This window comes from Marinobacter salinus, assembly GCF_001854125.1.
GTDB classification, from domain to species: Bacteria; Pseudomonadota; Gammaproteobacteria; order Pseudomonadales; family Oleiphilaceae; genus Marinobacter; species Marinobacter salinus.
Window position 1 is genome coordinate 2,359,987 of record NZ_CP017715.1, and the last position, 15,425, is coordinate 2,375,411.

A 15,425-nucleotide genomic window follows, 5' to 3' on the forward strand; every position below is an offset into this window, starting at 1 on the left:
GAAACCTTAGGAGCTGAAATGTTCAATTCAGACATGCTTTGGCTGATGCACCCTCACGCGGTGGCCCAGCTCCAGGCAAAGATTCAGATGGCCATCCGTATCGGCGCAGGCCCGACGGATGACGCGGAACGGGAAGGTCTCCCGGTAACCCGCCGGGGAAACACCGCGATCATCCCGATTACGGGACCAATGGTGAAGGCGGAAAACTGGTTCACTCGGTTCCTGGGAATGAGCTCTACCCTCGCCATCCGGGCGGCCATCAATGCTGCTGTTGCTGATGACAGTATTGAAAACATCGTGCTGCTCATTGATTCCCCGGGCGGATCCACGGCTGCACTCTCTGAGCTTGGAGACACGGTTGCCCTGGCCAAAACCCAGAAGCCAATCATTTCCCAAGTCGACAGCATGGCGGCATCCGCAGCGTATTACGTGGCTGCCCAGACCACCCAGATCTACGCCGGCCGCATGGACCTGGTTGGTTCTATTGGTGTTCGGATGACGCTGTACGACTACAGCAAGGCGTTCGAAGAGGCTGGCATCAAGGCGATCCCGATCGACACCGGTGAATTCAAGAGCGCCGGGGAGATGGGTACCGAAATCTCAGAAGCCCAGATTGCCGAATTCCAGAAAATTGTTGATGGCTTCTTCGATGATTTCCGTCAGGCCGTCATGGGCGGCCGCGGTTTAAGTAAAAGCCAGTTTGATGCCGTGGCCGATGGACGTATGTTTTTCGCCAGCGAGGCCCTGGAACTGGGTCTTATTGACGGCATTCAGAACAGCGAGACCACCCTTTCAAGTTTGATTCAAGTCCGGCAGGGGCGACGCACCTCTAATGCCCGCCGTCGACTTGCTGCAGAAACCGCGGACCTGCCGAGCCAGATCCGCTGAACCGCCGAGTCGGTTACCTCAACCCCGAAACAAAGATACTTGTTGGAGCATTCACATGACTCTCAAAGAGCTGATTGCGCGTCTCAAGGCGCTGAAAACCGAGGCAACCGCCATCCTGGATGAGGCGGACAAGAGCAACGAAGGCGAACTGACCCAGGAGCAGGAAGCACAGTACGACGCGAAGATGGACGAGATTGGTAAGGTTAAGGCCTCTATCGATCGCCTCCAGAAACTCGATGCAGTGGATGACACCGTTGACGAACTGGAGTCGAGCTCTGGTCGCCGTGCGGCACCCAACGTTGCCGGCAGCCAGGCCCGGGTTCGTGATAACCGCGAGGATGACCCCACTGCCGGCTTCACCGGCCTGGGTGACTTCGCGCTGGCAGTACAGGGCGCCTGCATGCCCGGCGGTGACCGTGACGATCGCCTGAACATTCTCGGCGCTCCGTCCAACTTCCACCAGGAAAACGGAAGTTCTGACGGCTATGAAGTGCCGCCGCAGTTCCGGAACGAGATCATCGAAGTAATGGCCGGTACCGATGACCTGGCCAACATGGTCGACACCGAACCAACCTCGAGTAACCAGGTCACCCTGCTGGCGGACGAGACCACCCCTTGGGGTGCTCAGGGAATTCAGGCCAGCTGGGCTGCGGAAGGCCAGAAAATGGACCCCTCCCGCCTGGAAACTGAAGGCCGAGGCGTCAAGCTGCACAAGCTTTACGCTTTCGTGCTGGCGTCCGACGAGCTGCTTGAAGATGCCCCACGCCTTAACCAGCGCGTTACTCGCGGTGCTGCCCGCGCCATCCAGTGGAAGCGGAGCGAGGCCATCATGACCGGTACCGGCTCTGGTCAGCCTCTGGGCTACATGAAGAGCGGCGCACTGGTATCTGTGGCAAAGGAAGGCTCTCAAGCTGCTGACACAATCCTGGCTGAGAACGTCGCCAAGATGTACAGCCGCATGCTGCCGTCTTCTCTGTCCCGCGCCGTATGGCTGGCGAACAGCGATATCCTGCCCCAGCTGATGACCCTAAAGATCGGGGACAACCTGATCTGGACTCCGCCGAGCTCTGGTTTCCAGGGCGCACCGGGTGGCTTCCTGTTGGGCCGGCCGATCATCTTCAGCGAGCATGCCACCACTCTTGGTGACAAAGGCGATCTCCAGTTCATCGATCCCCTGGGTTACTACATGCCGACCAAGCAGGGTGGCGTGAAGTTCGACAGCTCCATCCACCTGTACTTCGACTACGGCATCCAGGCTTTCCGCTGGACGTTCCGTTGTGGCGGTCAGACTTATCTGTCTGCACCGGTGGCACCGGCAAAGGGCAACAACACCAAGTCCCACTTTGTGGTGCTGGACGAGCGGGCGTAAGCCTTAACAGTTAACCGACGCGGGGCCAACGGTCCCCGCATCTTCCCTTTTCATTCAGGAGGTTCGATATGAACTCGAACGTACCGATGACCACCCGCACCCCGCTGGTGGCCACACTCGCTCCATCCAGCCAGGCCGTTGGCGCACGATCCACTGGCTGGCTATCCGTGTCGGAGTACTTCTCCTTCATGGCGCTGGTTCAGGCTGGCGCCCTCGGTGCTTCCGGTACCGTGGACGCCAAGATTGAGCAAGCACAGGACGCCGCCGGTACCGGTGCAAAGGATGTTACCAGCAAGGCCGCCACACAGATTGCTGCCAGCAACAAAACCGCAGCCATCAGCTTGGGACACAACGACATGGACACCACCAACGGATTTACTCACATCCGATTGACGGTCACGGTCGGTACCGCGGCCAGCCAGACATCGGCCTCTGTGTTTGCGGCCGACGCTCGCTACGAGAAGCCGGCCAACAACCAGGCTGACGAGGTGGTGTAAATGGCGATCCGATTCCTGCGTAATTACACCGTGCAGGATCGGGAGGGCGTGAAATACGTCCAGGATGAGGTCAGGGACGACCTCTCTCCCGCGTCCGAGCAGCACTTCGTAAACCGCAACGTTGCCGTCTATGTCGAGGCCGGTGGCTCAAAATCCAAGCAACCCGAGGGAGAGCAGCCGAGCAGTGATAAGGCACCGAACTCCGGATCAAAGCGGACTAAACGCGCAGCGCCATGACTGGCGAAGTTGCACTGACCTGAATAGCAGAGGGCAAACGTAATGCAGGACGAAATCCTCAAAAGGACAGTAAAGCCCTCTGCGCCCGTAGTATCGCTGGCGGATGTGAAGCTCGATCTACGTGTTGACCATACCTTCGAGGACACCCTTATTCAGTCGTTGATTGATGCGGCTGTCCAATACCTGGAAGCACCCTCGGGCGTGCTGGGGAAAGCATTCATTACCCAGGTATGGGAAATGTCCACCCGCGGGCCAGACGATGACTGTCGTATTTATCTGCCGGTTACGCCCGTGCAGGCCATTGATGCGATCAGTTATTTTGATTCCGACAATGTCGAGCAGTCGCTCACTGTCACCGATTTCCACCTGTACGGGGATGAGAACTGGGCGTATATCACGCCCAAGAACGACGTCGAGTGGCCGGATCTATTCGATCGGTTGGACGCCATCACCGTTACGTTCACTGCCGGCTTTGGCGCTGCTGAATCCTTTGTGCCCGAAACAATCCGCCAAGTTGTCCGGCTGCTGGTGACCCATTGGTACATAAACCGTTCAGCGGTAGATACCGGCACGATCGCAACTGAAATACCGATGGCGGCTCAGTCCCTGATTGCCGTCAACCGCAAGGGCTGGAATTACTGATGCCGCTGAACCCCGGAAAACTCCGCCACAGAATCACCATTGAGAAGCCGGGACAGACTCAGGATCCGGCAACCGGAGAAATGATCGATGGTTGGCAACTGGTAGATGAAGTGTGGGCGGCCAAGCGCCCATCCAGTGCCCGAGAATTCAAGCAGTCCCAGGCCGGCCAGTCAGAAATCACCGGCGAATTCCAGATCCGGTACCGCGATGACGTAGACGCCACCATGCGCATCTTGCACAAAGGGAAGGTTTACAACATCGAAGGCGTCCTCGAGGACAACGAAAGCGGTATGGAGTGGCTGACCCTCCCATACAGCCAGGGTGTTAACGATGGCAACTGATGGCATCAGCTATGAGCTCAACGGTCTGCCGGAGCTTCTCGGTAAGCTTGAAGGCCTAGAGTTCGACATGAAGCGCAAGGGTGGCCGGTTCGCCCTTCGCAAAGCTGCTCAGGTGCTGAGAGATCAGGGCCGGGAAAATGCCGAACGCGTCGACGATCCCCAGACGCCAGAGAGCATCGCTGAGAATATTGTTGAGCGCTGGTCTGGCCGCACCTTCAAGCGGACCGGCAACATGAAATTCCGAGTTGGTGTTCTGGGTGGGGCCAGGCAGTACGCCAACACGCGAGAGAACGTCCGCAAGGGGCGAGCTGGCCAGTCCTACCGTACCGATGGCGACAAAAGTAACCCGGGCGGCGACACCTGGTATTGGCGTCTGCTTGAGTTCGGCACCGAGAATATGGGTGCACAGCCAATTTTTCGACCGGTTCCAGCTCAGGCCGGCCAAGCGGCGGCGGATGAGTTTGTCAGGCAGTACAGCAAGAAGATTGACCGGGTTCTCCGGCAAGCGAAAAAGAAGGCAACAAAATGAGCATCAAGATCATTCTTCCTGACGGCAAAGCTCCTAAGGCAGGCCAAGGAACCCGGATCCTCACTGAGGACGGTACCGAGATTAAAGGTGTGACGCGCTGCATCATCGACGTTGAACCGAATGACGTTGTCACCGCTCACTTGGTAGTTCATGTGCGGGAGATTGAAAATCTTGAACAGGTAGCCGGCCATGTTTACATCGGCGGCATCTATCCAGAAGAGTGTTCTCACGAGGAAGCAGTTGACCGCATTAACCAGCTGCGACCGAGCGATAAGACATGAACCCACCAATCTTCCAGGTGTGCGCTGCGGATACCAACGTCACCGCCCTGCTTGGTAGCGGCCCGGTCCGTCTGTTCCCATTCGGTGAAGCGCCCCAGGGTGTGGCTCTGCCCTACGCAGTCTGGCAGACCATCACCGGTCGGCCAGAGAACTACCTCGGACAGACACCTGACATCGACCAATACACCATCCAGGTGGATGTTTACGCCGACCGGGGCAGCACCGCCCGGGATGTCGCTAAGGTGCTGCGCAACGCGATTGAGCCTCATGCTCACATTGTTGGCTGGAACGGAGAGAGTACCGATCCAGACACCGGCCACAAACGATACGGATTCGATGTGGACTGGTTCGCCCCCCGATAAACGAACCCAACCCCGGAGACAACCCGCCACCGAGCGGGTTTTTTATTGCACGAAAGCCCGCGAGAGGAAATTGATATGCCATCTAAGCTGACACAAGGCACCCATGTATACTTCCTGGATGAAACCGGCGGTGCGCCGGCGATTGTCCAGGTAATGAAGGCCACGGCCTTTAACCCGGGCGGGGACCCCGCTGGCGAGCTCGACGATACCAGCCTCGAAAGCGACGAGATGGAGTACATCGCCGGCATGCGTAATCCTGGAAATGCAACCCTCGGCATCCGACCGGACCCTGAGCAGGCCAGTCACATGGCGATGTGGGATCTGTCTCGAATGGACCCATCGCCGTCGGTCAAGTGGGCTGTCGGCTGGTCCGATGGCACCGTGAAGCCGCGCTTCGGTCAGCAGGTTGGCTCTGTGTCCGTGGGTGCTGGCGGCACTGGTTACACGGCTGGCACCACCACCGTCACTTTCGCCGCCCCCGCGGACGCGGATGGCATCACCGCCACCGGCACCCCAACCATTGTGGGTGGCGTGGTGACCGATATCGTCATCACCAATCCCGGTTCCGGCTACGCTACCGCGCCGGATGTAACCATTGCCGATTCCGGAACGGGCGTCGGCGCAACCGCGACCGCCACCCTGGGCGATTACGGACTGGTCCTGCCGGACACACGTACCTGGTTCACTATGGGCGGGTATATCTCGGACTTCCCGTTCGACTTCCAGACCAACGCACTGGTTGAGGCGCAGATCAGCATTCGCCGCACCGGTGGCGCAACTTGGCAGAAGAAGGTCACGCCGTAATGGATCTGACACTTGATTCACTGAAAGACATGGGTGCCTTCACAGGCGCCCCGGTCGAGAAGGAAATCACCCTAGCCGATGGCGACAAGGAAAAAAAGGCGACCGTGTACGTGCGGCGTCTGTCCTACCATGCTGCCGTGTCAGACATTAAATCCATCAACGCGAAATCGGACGCCGTGGCCGGACGCATTGCCTCGGCCATCTGCAAGAAGGACGGAACACCCGTTTTTCAGCCGGGAGACATTACCGGCGAGTCCGACCCGGAGCGCGGAGCCCTGAACCGTGAAATCACCATGGAGCTGTTGCGCGTCATCGGCGAGGTGAACGGAAAAAAGAAGGGGAGCTGACCGAGGAGGACGAGGTTTGGCATGAGCTGGTGATGTGCGGGATCGGTGGCAAGACCATTGCCGAGGCCCGCCGCAACATCAGCTATGTCGAGTTCTTCCATTGGGTAGAGTACCGGCGCAAGCGTGGCACGCTCAATCTGGGGATGCGCACCGAGCGCGCTGGCGGACTGGTGGCCAGTCTACTCGCGAACATCCACAGTGCCAAGGACGCGTCCCCGGTCAGCTTCTACAGATTCGCGCCCCACCACGACGAGCCCGAGCTCACGCTGAGCGAAGCGATGGAAACATGGAAATAGGTTGCTACACTCTGGTCTGACTCAATTTAAAGGACTGAAAATGAAGCAACTTATACTCTTAGCATTGCTGGCTCTTTCTGGGTGCGTTACACAAATGGGCCAGCCAATAGATCAGCAGAAGATGGTTGAGCTTGAGGAGGGTGAAACCACTAAAGAGCAGGCTATAGCCGCCTTCGGTCCGCCCATGAATTTAGTTCAGGGGTCGAACGGAAAGCAGATTCTTATGTGGATGCACGGGAATGCCGGAATCTGGGGCGCTCAAAAAAGTCAAAGTTTGAGCATTACATTTGACGAGGATGGCGTCCTGGAAAGTTACTTTTCGTCAAACATGGAGCCTCCCAACCGGTAAAGCAAAAAAACTATATGGAACCCGCCCCAGCTGGCGGGTTTTTTAATGTCTGGAGAAACGCATGGCCTCTAAGTCACTTGGCACGCTGACGCTGGATCTGATTGCGAAGGTAGGCGGGTTTGAGGCGGGCATGGACAAGGCCGCCCGTAAGTCCAAGAAGACTTCCACCCAGATCGAGAAGCACGCCAACAGCATCGCCAAGGCAGTGGCCGGCATGTCGGTGGCTGCCGTGGGTGGTCTGACGGCGATGGTCACAAGCACCGCCGAGTCGGCCAGGGAGATCAAGAACCTCTCTGCGCTGTCGAACGCCTCGACGCAACAGTTCCAGAAAATGGCCTTTGCTGCCTCCCGCTACGGGGTAGAGCAGGACAAGGTTTCGGACATTCTCAAGGACACCAACGACCGGATTGGCGATTTCATCCAGACCGGTGGCGGCCCGATGGCTGACTTCTTTGAGAACATCGCGCCCCTGGTCGGCGTGACTGCGGACCAGTTCGCCCGACTGTCTGGCCCGGAAGCCCTGCAGCTTTACGTGGACAGTCTCGAAAAGGCCGGTGTCTCCCAGAAGGATATGACCTTCTACATGGAGGCCATTGCCGGCGATGCTGCCAAGCTGATCCCGCTGCTGCGCGACAACGGCAAGGCCATGAAGGATCTTGGAGACGAGGCCGAGCGCACCGGCAATGTGTTTTCGGATGCCGACTTTGCCGACCTTGAGAAAATCACGGCCAGCACTGACGAGCTTCAGGCATCGCTCAAGGGTATCAGTAACGAGGTGGTGCTTGCGGCCATCCCGGCAATCAACGACCTGACCAGCATCCTCTCCGACGAGTCCACGCTTAAGTCAGCGCAGGCACTAGGCACGGCGGTTGTCTCGGCCATGAACAAGGCCGTCGAAGCGGTCGATGGAGCCATCAAGGTCACGCAGTTTCTGGCGGAAGAATTAGCCGCCATGACTGCGGGCGCGGCCGCCGATGACATTGTGCGGCTGGAGGACGAGCTGGAGACGTTGTACTCCATGCTCGACAACCCGACCAACCGGGTGCGTTTCTTTGGCAAGGATGGCGTCGTCGCCTACTACGACAAAGACGAAATCTGGCAGATGATTGCCGACACAGAAAACAAGATCGTTGATTTCCGAAACCGACTAAAGAGCGGAAGCCGGGCCGGCCCGGTGATTGATCTGGTTGATACTCCCGACACCCCGAACGCGCCCAGCTCTAACGGCATATCCCGGACCGGCAAGGCTGCCCGGGATGCCGCCGAGGGCATTACCGAGCTTGAGAAGTCGCTGGCAGAGATGCGGGCAGAGTTGGACCCAGCGATGGCTGAGTTCGACCGCTACGCCAACCAGATCGACCAGATTGAGCAGTTCAACATCACGGCAGCGGAGAAAGAAAAGCTACGCGAAGCGGCGTTTGCTGAACACCAAAACCGGATGATCGAGATTGCCGGCGAATCCCGGCAAGAAATGTTTGAGCAGGAAGCCAGCTACTGGGAACAGTGGATGGAAGCCGCTGAAAAGAACCTCGAAAACTTTGACGAGCTAAGCAGGACGGTCATTGATAACTTCGCCACCGGTTTCGGCAACGCCTTTGAATCCGTGATCTTCGACGCACAGAGCCTGGACGATGCACTGAAAGGTATTGGCGAAACCATCCTTCGATCTATCGTAAACGCCATTGGCCAGATGGCCGCGCAATGGATTGCCCTGCAAGCGGTTCAGGCTGTTGTCGGGACAAGCGCCACGGCGGCCACCGTAGGCCAGGCCGCAGCCGCATCAGCCGCATGGTCGACTCCCGCAGCCCTGGCTTCTCTGGCGACCGCAGGCGCGAACGCAATACCGGCATCAGCGGCCATTGTCAGCACCACGTCACTGGCTAAAGGGTTGTCATTGGCGGGCATGGCTCACGAAGGCATCGACGCGATTCCCAATGAAGGGACCTGGTTACTGGATAAGGGCGAGCGCGTTATGTCCTCGCCGCAAGCCGATGACCTCGACGCTTTCCTAGCCTCTCAGAAGAAAAACAACGGCGGAGGCAATGGCGGTGCGCCAATCATAAACGTAACCGAGGCACCCGGGCGGGGTGGCGATATTCAATCGCGCCGAAATGAGGATGGCCGCTTCGTGATTGACATTATGGTCGAGCAATTTAACACCCACGGGCCTGGCTCAGAGGCCGCTCAAGCCGCATTTGGACTCAAAAGGCAGGGGTACTAATGGCCACGACTATTGATTTCCCGAGCCAACTGCCGACGCCTCTGCGCTCTGGGTATGGGCTGAACCCGGTCTCCACCTTTGCGCGCACAACGATGGCCAGCGGTCGAGCGAAACAGCGACCCATGTGGCGCACTGTTCCGACAATGGTACAAGTCAGTTTCCTGCTGACGGAGATTCAGGCGCAGATCTTTGAAGCCTGGTTCAGTCATGGCATCAACGCCGGCTCTGCCTGGTTCAACTGCAAGCTCGACTCACCAATGGGCCTGAAGCCCTATGAGTGCCGGTTCACCGATATGTATGACGGCCCGACGCTTGTCGGCAAGCGGCACTGGCGCTATGAGGCCACGCTGGAAATCTTCGAGCGTCCGATCTTCTCCGAAGACTGGTATCTGTACGGCCTGGAGTTCATCGAGCATTCAAAAATCTTTGACCTTGCCATAAACCGAGAGTGGCCAAGCGCCTGAAGGGGCAGTGATGTCAATTTTACGTAAGGCCTACGCCAGCGCCGACAGTGAGATCATCCGCACGCTGGAAATCAGCCCAGCCGGAGCCGATCCGATTCGCGTCTGCACCGGCTATGAAGATCTGACTCTGACGCTTGAAAACGGCAGCGAGGCGGACTTTGTGGCGGGCCCCGTGGATATTAAGGAGCCAAAGAAGACGACAGGTGGTCGGCAGATCTTGCGCTTTGCCATCGCTAATGTGACCAGCGTGGCTCAGGAGGCTGTCGAGCAGGCGCTGGAATCCGGCGCCCAGGTGCCGGTTACCTATCGCAAGTATGTTAATGCGGACCTTTCCGCCCCGGCTGCCTTACCGGTTGAGATGGTCCTGGTGGGCGGCAGCTTTAACGGTCTGATGCTGACCATCGAGGCCAGCTACATGGACCCGCTGAATCGAGCCTATCCCCGCGATCAATACACCAACGATGTAGCCCCCGGGCTGAGGTATATCTGATGACACTGGACGACCTTCTTGCCGTGCCGTATGAGGAGGATGGACGCAGCCAGCATGGCGCAGACTGTTACGGCCTGACCCGCCTCGCACGGGTGCATCTGTTCGGAAAACCCTGGATGCCCGCCTATGGCGAAGTAAGTGGCAGCGACAAGAAGGCGCTTACAAATGCGGTGCGTCAGGAAGCGGCGAACTTCTATGAAAGCCGACCCCATGCCGGCGCGATTGCGGCCGCGTGGCGCGGCAACCTCTGTACGCACATCGCTATCGTGGTCGAGGTAGACGGCAAGCCGATGATCCTGGAAACCAACGAGCCCGGGGGCGCCGACCACGGTCCGCGCCTGGTCGGCCTGCGGCCGTTTGAACAGCGCTTTCTGAGGGTGGTCTACTATGACGATTAAGGTCTATCCGTCAGTGATGCCCGGAGCGCCGGAGGAGATCTATCACGACCATGGCCTGACCATCGAGGACTTTATTGCCGGGCACGCCGAAGGCTATAGGCGCGGCCCGGTGCAGCGGGTATCGTGCGCCGTCAACGGCGAAATCATCGACCCTCGGTACTGGCAGGATAAAGTCATTGGCCCGCGGGATTCGGTCGATATCCGAGTGAAGCCGTTCGGGGATGTGGTTCAAGCTTTCATTAACCCGGTTGCTTACTTCTCGGTCAAGGCCGGCCAGGCGGCGTTGAAATATCTTGCGCCTGACCTTCCGGGCCAGAACGGTGGCGGTCAGCAAGGTGCGCAGATTGATCCCGCCACCGCCAAGGCCAACACTGCCCGCCCCGGCGCGGTCATTCCGCAGCTTTTCGGTCGCCACATACGGTTCCCCGATTACCTGAACCAGACCAGGCGCTATTACCAGGACACCAGAACCCAGGTGCTTGAGCTGTTCTTGTCTGTGACGCCAGGAGAGATTGAGCCGGAGGCGGACCTGGTAAAGATTGGCGAGACGCCGATGAGCGAGCTGAATGGCGTCACCTATCAGATTTTTCCGCCCGGGGCCGATGTGTCGGGCGTCAGCAATCACGAAAACTGGTTCAATTCACCGGAGGTGGGCGGCACCCAGTCGGGAAACGGAATCCGCCTTCGCGGCATAACCTTCGATGAGCGCACTTATGATGGCCCCGCCACTGCCTCAGGCTCGACACTCTCCGGGATAGAGGTTGATGAACCATGGAGTGCGGGCGTGTCTGGAGCGGTATTGCTGACGCAATCTGTGTCGGTCGCTGACGGTTCTGGCGCCGGGGTTGCCGACCCGATTACCGGTAACTTTCAGCACCTGCTGGCTGGCATGACCGTGAACGCCATTTCCGATGTGGGGGTGAGCGGAACCTATGTTGTTACCTCGATCAATGCTGGAAAAACCGAGATCACCCTGGAGACCACCGGCGGCACTCCCCTGTCGGATTTGGTGGACGGTACCGGAATCTCGGGAACAATGGCCATAGACAAGGCCGGCACGAAATACGAAATCACGGCGATTAACAGCCCGACCAGCGTGGACGTAAAGCGAATCCTTGCAAGTGGCGCGGCTGACCCGGACTGGGTGGAGCTGCCAACGGCCAGCGTCACTGCTGACATTGACTGGCAGGCAGATACCTTCACTGCCAGCAAGATCGGCCCGTATACCGCATGCCCTGAAGGCGAGACGACCAGTGTTGTCGAGGTAGATATCCTCGCCTCGCAAGGGCTGGGCACCGTGGATGGCGAGTCTATCAACGCTCGCAGCCGAACCATCACCATCGAGTACCGGGAGCAAGGAGGCGCGGCCTGGACTGCAGTTTCTAAAACTGTTTCCGGCGCGACCCGGGACCAGTTGGGCTGGACCTTCCCGATTACCCTGCCCAGCGCCATGCGGCCGGAGTTTCGATTTGACCGTGTAGGCGGTGAGGACGTGTCTGTGACCTCGCTGGACCGGCTGGAGGTCACAGGCCTCCGTGCCAAGTTGCCGACGCGCACAAGCTACCCCGATCTGACCACCATGGCGGTGACCATCGTCGGCTCTGAGGAAATCGCCAGTCAGTCAGAGAACCGCGTAAATCTGGTCGGCACTCGCAAGCTTGCGCCCTGCGGGGGCGGCCCGATTCGCCCCACCCGCAGCATTGCCGATGCCGTGTACCACATGGCCAAGTCCTCCGGGTATGACGACAGCCGCATTGACATTGCCGAGCTGCAGCGACTGGATGCCATCTGGCAGCCTCGTGGGGACTACTTCGACCACGTATTTCAGGAAACCACCCTGGAGGAAGCAATCAACACCGCGCTCCGGGCCGGCTTTGCAGAGCTTACCGCGCCGGATGGCGTATTGACGCCAGTTCGGGATGAGCCGCGCACGCAGTTCGAGCAGCCCTACTCACCCGAGAACATGACCGGCCCGCTAAAGCGCAGCTTTAAAAGCGTAGACCCGGAGGAGTTTGACGGCGTTGAGGTGGAGTTCTTCGACAGTCGCACCTGGACCAGGGAGACCGTGCTTTGCCTTCTGCCCGGAGATCCTGGCGTCAAGCTCGACAAGATCAAGCTCGATGGTGTGACCGATCGGACCCGGTCCTGGCGTATCGGGATGCGCCGTCGCAGAGCGAAACGGTATCGGCGATGGAGTTACAGCTTTAACACCGAACTAGACGCCCTCAACTCCAACTATCTGAGCTATGTGCCGTTGGTCGATGATATCCCGGACTATGGAAAGGCGTGCGTCTTGAGAGGCGTGGACAGCAGCGGCGCCACCCCGAAGCTGATTGTCAGCGAGCCGATGGACTGGCAGGCCGGCGAAACCTATGTGGTCGCCTACCGAGACGTTTACGGGGATCTCGTCGGACCTTTTCCCGCAACCCGGGGTGATGACGATTTCGAGATCATTGCCGATGTGGATCCGCTGCCGGAGCTTTCACCCAGGCAGGAGCCGCCGCATGTATACTTTGGCACCGCCGAGCGCTGGAGCTTTCCGGCCCTGGTGACCGAGATCAGTCCCGGCAGTGGCCTGGGGGTAGGCGTCCAAGCCACAAACTATGATGGCCGCGTTTACGCCGATGACGACAACGCGCCCACCTAAAAACGACTGTCAAAACAAGCCCGCCACTAAGCGGGCTTTTTTATTGCCCGGAGATTGAGATATGACGAAGTACAACACTGGCAACCCGGTTGGCTCCGCTGATCCGAGAGATCTGTATGACAACGCAGAAAACACTGACGTGTGGGTGCTTTCGAAAGAAAAAGAAATGGCTCCGGACCGTTTAGGGGTTCAGCGTAAAACTTGGCACGGGATGGAGAAAGCGTTTGATGATTTCCTGGCGTCCAGTGGATATCAAAACATGGGTACCTATGGGGCTGGGATAGAGTTCACCGCCTATAACCAAACGGTATTTGTAGGCGGCACTGCATGGAGGCTGGCGGCAAGCACTGGCCTGCCTTACACAACGACTGGCGCAGGAATGCCCGAGGGCGGCGCGTTCGTTGATATCGGGGATGCCGTACTCAGGCAGGAGCTTGCCGGTGATCCGGCTGATGGCTTGGGCGCCTCTCTGGTAAACGGTAGCGTCATTTGGGTTTCAAGTGTGGCGGAAATGAAAGCCTATAATGTGCCCGCTAACACTCAATTCAATCTTGAGGCAGCTGGTCTATCGGGGATGTTTGTCTTCAGGGCCGGTAATTATGCCAGTGAAGTGACTGCTGACCCGTTCGGGGCGTTCTATATCGCGCGCGCGGGGGATCCGACAGGTGGAAGCGGTGTGTTTGAGAGAATAGATAAAGCTGTCGTGCACCAAAGCTGGTTCGGAATCGTGGACAACCCATTAATTGACATCGACCAAACCGCACGGGTTAAAAGCTTTTGGGATCTCGCGGCGACGCAATCCATGGGTGTCGCATGGGATATGACTGTCGGCATTGCCGACAAACTCAATACGCCATCAAACCTGAATCTACTGTGCAAAAACGTGACACTGAAAGTAAGAACGGATTTTGACGGTGGTACGGGTTTTCGGGAAGCAATTTCGAGCGAAAACGCCAGTGATGTGCAAGTAGAAGGACTGCGACTGGATGGTAACGAAAGCGCGTTAGGTGGACTGACTCCGGTATTTGTCGGAGATCCAGTGCGCGGGTTTGCGGTAATTGGTGGGTGTGACAACGTCACGTTTCGATCCTGCAGAGCGGACAACGTGCAAGCCAATGCGTTTATCCATTTTTCCGGTGGTGCCTACACGCAAAGCAAAAACGTCATTTTTGATAACTGCGTAAGTGAAAACTCAGGGCTTGGTTTTGGCCAAGAAATTGTCCAAGGAACTGTTGTGACGCCGGAAGGGCCGGGCTATACCGAATACCGAAATTGCCGGGCAATTCTTTGCAACTATGGGCTATACGTTGCGGGCGGTGAATTTAAGGTGATCGGCGGATATTACCAGGCTAAACGCCTTCGGGCGTTGGTGGTCTACACCGGTGACGGGCACGCGGTGACCAAAGGCGATATCCAGAGCGCCACCTTCCGAATGACCCCGGAAACCGGCAATAACCCGTGCGCCGAGTTCAAGTGCATCAATGAGCAATCCACAGCGCCGAACTACGAAGCGCAGCAAGACCTGGACGTAACCTTGTCGGGCGTGTGCAAATTTATCCAGGATGAACCGACCGGCATTAACCTGAAAATCAAGGAGGGCTGCAACGTGAAGTGCACGGGGCCGGTGCTGATCGGCGGGGTTTCCTGCATCCGAACCGAGCAATCGAGTCTTACCGGCGGGCCGTATCGGCCCGGAGTAATTGTGTTCGATGCGCCAAAGTTCCGCGACTTCCAGACCGATGGAATAAGGGCGGATATGGAGATCAGCCTGACTGACCCGGTATTCAGCAGCCCGGCGGGCGTGTCGGCGGCGGGGGTGGAGCTGGTCACCGGCGGCGTGGTCCGGATGAAGCGGCCAACCTTCGGAGCCGCGACCGATGCCACAACGCTGGATAAGGGCGTAACCACCACGGCCAGCGGCACCCGGGCAATCGTCACTGAAGCCAAACCGGAGAACGTGACCACCCTGTTTTCGGTCACGGTGGCCAACGCGGCATTGTGGGACGTGGAAAAAACCGAGGGGGGCAGCGCCTTCGATCGAAACATTATCTACGGCAGCGGAAGCCCGGAGGGGGTGGTTGCGGCCGCCCTGGGGCGAGTATACGTAGACACCGACGGGGGCGCGGGCACCACGCTGTACGTCAAGGAATCGGTCAACCTTGGAAGCACAGGATGGGTCGCCAAATAATACCAAGCTGCAGCGTTAAGAGTCGAAAGCGTTAAAGCTTATCGTTGAAATCTGTATATTATGCCAAGCACCCAA

General features: G+C 58.3%; 19 protein-coding genes. All 19 read left to right on the top strand.

Annotation, left to right across the window (positions count from 1 at the left end):
- Positions 1–18: 18 nt before the first annotated feature.
- The 19 genes from BKP64_RS10940 to BKP64_RS11030 all read left to right on the top strand — a co-directional run bounded on the left by BKP64_RS10940 (position 19) and on the right by BKP64_RS11030 (position 15,350).
- Positions 19–888, top strand: coding sequence for a S49 family peptidase (locus BKP64_RS10940; RefSeq protein ID WP_070969766.1), 870 nt, complete (start codon positions 19–21; stop codon positions 886–888).
- A 55-nt stretch (positions 889–943) separates the two neighbouring features.
- Positions 944–2,257: a phage major capsid protein gene (locus tag BKP64_RS10945; protein ID WP_070969769.1), complete on the top strand. Its 1,314-nt coding sequence runs from the start codon at positions 944–946 to the stop codon at positions 2,255–2,257.
- Between the two features lie 68 nt (positions 2,258–2,325).
- Positions 2,326–2,754, top strand: a complete 429-nt coding sequence (locus tag BKP64_RS10950) for a hypothetical protein (RefSeq protein WP_070969771.1) — start codon at positions 2,326–2,328, stop codon at positions 2,752–2,754.
- Complete coding sequence (locus tag BKP64_RS10955) at positions 2,755–2,991, top strand: hypothetical protein (protein WP_070969774.1); 237 nt, start codon at positions 2,755–2,757, stop codon at positions 2,989–2,991.
- 42 nt (positions 2,992–3,033) lie between these two features.
- On the top strand, positions 3,034–3,633 hold the full coding sequence (locus BKP64_RS10960) for a head-tail connector protein (protein ID WP_070969777.1): 600 nt from the start codon (positions 3,034–3,036) through the stop codon (positions 3,631–3,633).
- Positions 3,633–3,974 (top strand): phage head closure protein, encoded by a 342-nt coding sequence (locus tag BKP64_RS10965; RefSeq protein WP_070969779.1) that lies wholly within the window; start codon positions 3,633–3,635, stop codon positions 3,972–3,974. Before BKP64_RS10960 ends, BKP64_RS10965 begins: the two co-directional genes overlap by 1 nt.
- The gene (locus BKP64_RS10970; RefSeq protein ID WP_070969782.1) at positions 3,964–4,503 is read left to right on the top strand and encodes an HK97-gp10 family putative phage morphogenesis protein; all 540 of its coding nucleotides are present in this window, start codon (positions 3,964–3,966) and stop codon (positions 4,501–4,503) included. The genes BKP64_RS10965 and BKP64_RS10970 overlap by 11 nt, the downstream gene beginning before the upstream one ends.
- Positions 4,500–4,784: a hypothetical protein gene (locus BKP64_RS10975; protein ID WP_070969785.1), complete on the top strand. Its 285-nt coding sequence runs from the start codon at positions 4,500–4,502 to the stop codon at positions 4,782–4,784. The genes BKP64_RS10970 and BKP64_RS10975 overlap by 4 nt, the downstream gene beginning before the upstream one ends.
- Complete coding sequence (locus BKP64_RS10980) at positions 4,781–5,146, top strand: DUF3168 domain-containing protein (protein WP_070969788.1); 366 nt, start codon at positions 4,781–4,783, stop codon at positions 5,144–5,146. Before BKP64_RS10975 ends, BKP64_RS10980 begins: the two co-directional genes overlap by 4 nt.
- A 75-nt stretch (positions 5,147–5,221) precedes the next feature.
- Positions 5,222–5,950: a phage tail tube protein gene (locus BKP64_RS10985; RefSeq protein WP_070969791.1), complete on the top strand. Its 729-nt coding sequence runs from the start codon at positions 5,222–5,224 to the stop codon at positions 5,948–5,950.
- On the top strand, positions 5,950–6,297 hold the full coding sequence (locus tag BKP64_RS10990) for a phage tail assembly chaperone family protein, TAC (protein WP_070969793.1): 348 nt from the start codon (positions 5,950–5,952) through the stop codon (positions 6,295–6,297). Before BKP64_RS10985 ends, BKP64_RS10990 begins: the two co-directional genes overlap by 1 nt.
- A 32-nt stretch (positions 6,298–6,329) precedes the next feature.
- Positions 6,330–6,593 (top strand): hypothetical protein, encoded by a 264-nt coding sequence (locus BKP64_RS10995; RefSeq protein ID WP_070969796.1) that lies wholly within the window; start codon positions 6,330–6,332, stop codon positions 6,591–6,593.
- A 40-nt stretch (positions 6,594–6,633) separates the two neighbouring features.
- Positions 6,634–6,942 (top strand): hypothetical protein, encoded by a 309-nt coding sequence (locus BKP64_RS11000; RefSeq protein WP_070969799.1) that lies wholly within the window; start codon positions 6,634–6,636, stop codon positions 6,940–6,942.
- A gap of 61 nt (positions 6,943–7,003) precedes the next feature.
- A complete protein-coding gene (locus tag BKP64_RS11005; RefSeq protein ID WP_070969802.1) occupies positions 7,004–9,163 on the top strand; it encodes a hypothetical protein in 2,160 nt (719 codons plus the stop codon).
- Positions 9,163–9,627, top strand: a complete 465-nt coding sequence (locus BKP64_RS11010) for a hypothetical protein (RefSeq protein ID WP_070969805.1) — start codon at positions 9,163–9,165, stop codon at positions 9,625–9,627. The genes BKP64_RS11005 and BKP64_RS11010 overlap by 1 nt, the downstream gene beginning before the upstream one ends.
- Before the next feature lie 10 nt (positions 9,628–9,637).
- Positions 9,638–10,117: a DUF1833 family protein gene (locus BKP64_RS11015; RefSeq protein WP_070969808.1), complete on the top strand. Its 480-nt coding sequence runs from the start codon at positions 9,638–9,640 to the stop codon at positions 10,115–10,117.
- Positions 10,117–10,515 carry a hypothetical protein gene (locus BKP64_RS11020; protein ID WP_070969810.1) on the top strand — a complete coding sequence of 133 codons (399 nt, stop codon included), beginning with the start codon at positions 10,117–10,119 and terminating at the stop codon, positions 10,513–10,515. The genes BKP64_RS11015 and BKP64_RS11020 overlap by 1 nt, the downstream gene beginning before the upstream one ends.
- Entirely contained in the window at positions 10,505–13,162 is a 2,658-nt protein-coding gene (locus tag BKP64_RS11025) for a MoaD/ThiS family protein (protein ID WP_070969813.1), read from the top strand. Before BKP64_RS11020 ends, BKP64_RS11025 begins: the two co-directional genes overlap by 11 nt.
- A gap of 61 nt (positions 13,163–13,223) precedes the next feature.
- Positions 13,224–15,350, top strand: coding sequence for a hypothetical protein (locus BKP64_RS11030; protein ID WP_070969816.1), 2,127 nt, complete (start codon positions 13,224–13,226; stop codon positions 15,348–15,350).
- The last annotated feature ends 75 nt before the right edge of the window (positions 15,351–15,425 follow it).

Bases quoted from the DNA above. Each gene is read 5' to 3' on its own strand.
- BKP64_RS10980 (WP_070969788.1), top strand. From the start codon at position 4,781: ATGAACCCACCAATCTTCCAGGTGTGCGCTGCGGATACCAACGTCACC.
- BKP64_RS10995 (WP_070969796.1), top strand. From the start codon at position 6,330: ATGTGCGGGATCGGTGGCAAGACCATTGCCGAGGCCCGCCGCAACATC.
- BKP64_RS10970 (WP_070969782.1), top strand. From the start codon at position 3,964: ATGGCAACTGATGGCATCAGCTATGAGCTCAACGGTCTGCCGGAGCTT.
- BKP64_RS10965 (WP_070969779.1), top strand. From the start codon at position 3,633: ATGCCGCTGAACCCCGGAAAACTCCGCCACAGAATCACCATTGAGAAG.
- BKP64_RS11000 (WP_070969799.1), top strand. From the start codon at position 6,634: ATGAAGCAACTTATACTCTTAGCATTGCTGGCTCTTTCTGGGTGCGTT.
- BKP64_RS10960 (WP_070969777.1), top strand. From the start codon at position 3,034: ATGCAGGACGAAATCCTCAAAAGGACAGTAAAGCCCTCTGCGCCCGTA.
- BKP64_RS11005 (WP_070969802.1), top strand. From the start codon at position 7,004: ATGGCCTCTAAGTCACTTGGCACGCTGACGCTGGATCTGATTGCGAAG.
- BKP64_RS10975 (WP_070969785.1), top strand. From the start codon at position 4,500: ATGAGCATCAAGATCATTCTTCCTGACGGCAAAGCTCCTAAGGCAGGC.
- BKP64_RS11025 (WP_070969813.1), top strand. From the start codon at position 10,505: ATGACGATTAAGGTCTATCCGTCAGTGATGCCCGGAGCGCCGGAGGAG.
- BKP64_RS10990 (WP_070969793.1), top strand. From the start codon at position 5,950: ATGGATCTGACACTTGATTCACTGAAAGACATGGGTGCCTTCACAGGC.
- BKP64_RS11020 (WP_070969810.1), top strand. From the start codon at position 10,117: ATGACACTGGACGACCTTCTTGCCGTGCCGTATGAGGAGGATGGACGC.
- BKP64_RS10950 (WP_070969771.1), top strand. From the start codon at position 2,326: ATGAACTCGAACGTACCGATGACCACCCGCACCCCGCTGGTGGCCACA.
- BKP64_RS10940 (WP_070969766.1), top strand. From the start codon at position 19: ATGTTCAATTCAGACATGCTTTGGCTGATGCACCCTCACGCGGTGGCC.
- BKP64_RS10985 (WP_070969791.1), top strand. From the start codon at position 5,222: ATGCCATCTAAGCTGACACAAGGCACCCATGTATACTTCCTGGATGAA.
- BKP64_RS11010 (WP_070969805.1), top strand. From the start codon at position 9,163: ATGGCCACGACTATTGATTTCCCGAGCCAACTGCCGACGCCTCTGCGC.
- BKP64_RS11030 (WP_070969816.1), top strand. From the start codon at position 13,224: ATGACGAAGTACAACACTGGCAACCCGGTTGGCTCCGCTGATCCGAGA.
- BKP64_RS10955 (WP_070969774.1), top strand. From the start codon at position 2,755: ATGGCGATCCGATTCCTGCGTAATTACACCGTGCAGGATCGGGAGGGC.
- BKP64_RS10945 (WP_070969769.1), top strand. From the start codon at position 944: ATGACTCTCAAAGAGCTGATTGCGCGTCTCAAGGCGCTGAAAACCGAG.
- BKP64_RS11015 (WP_070969808.1), top strand. From the start codon at position 9,638: ATGTCAATTTTACGTAAGGCCTACGCCAGCGCCGACAGTGAGATCATC.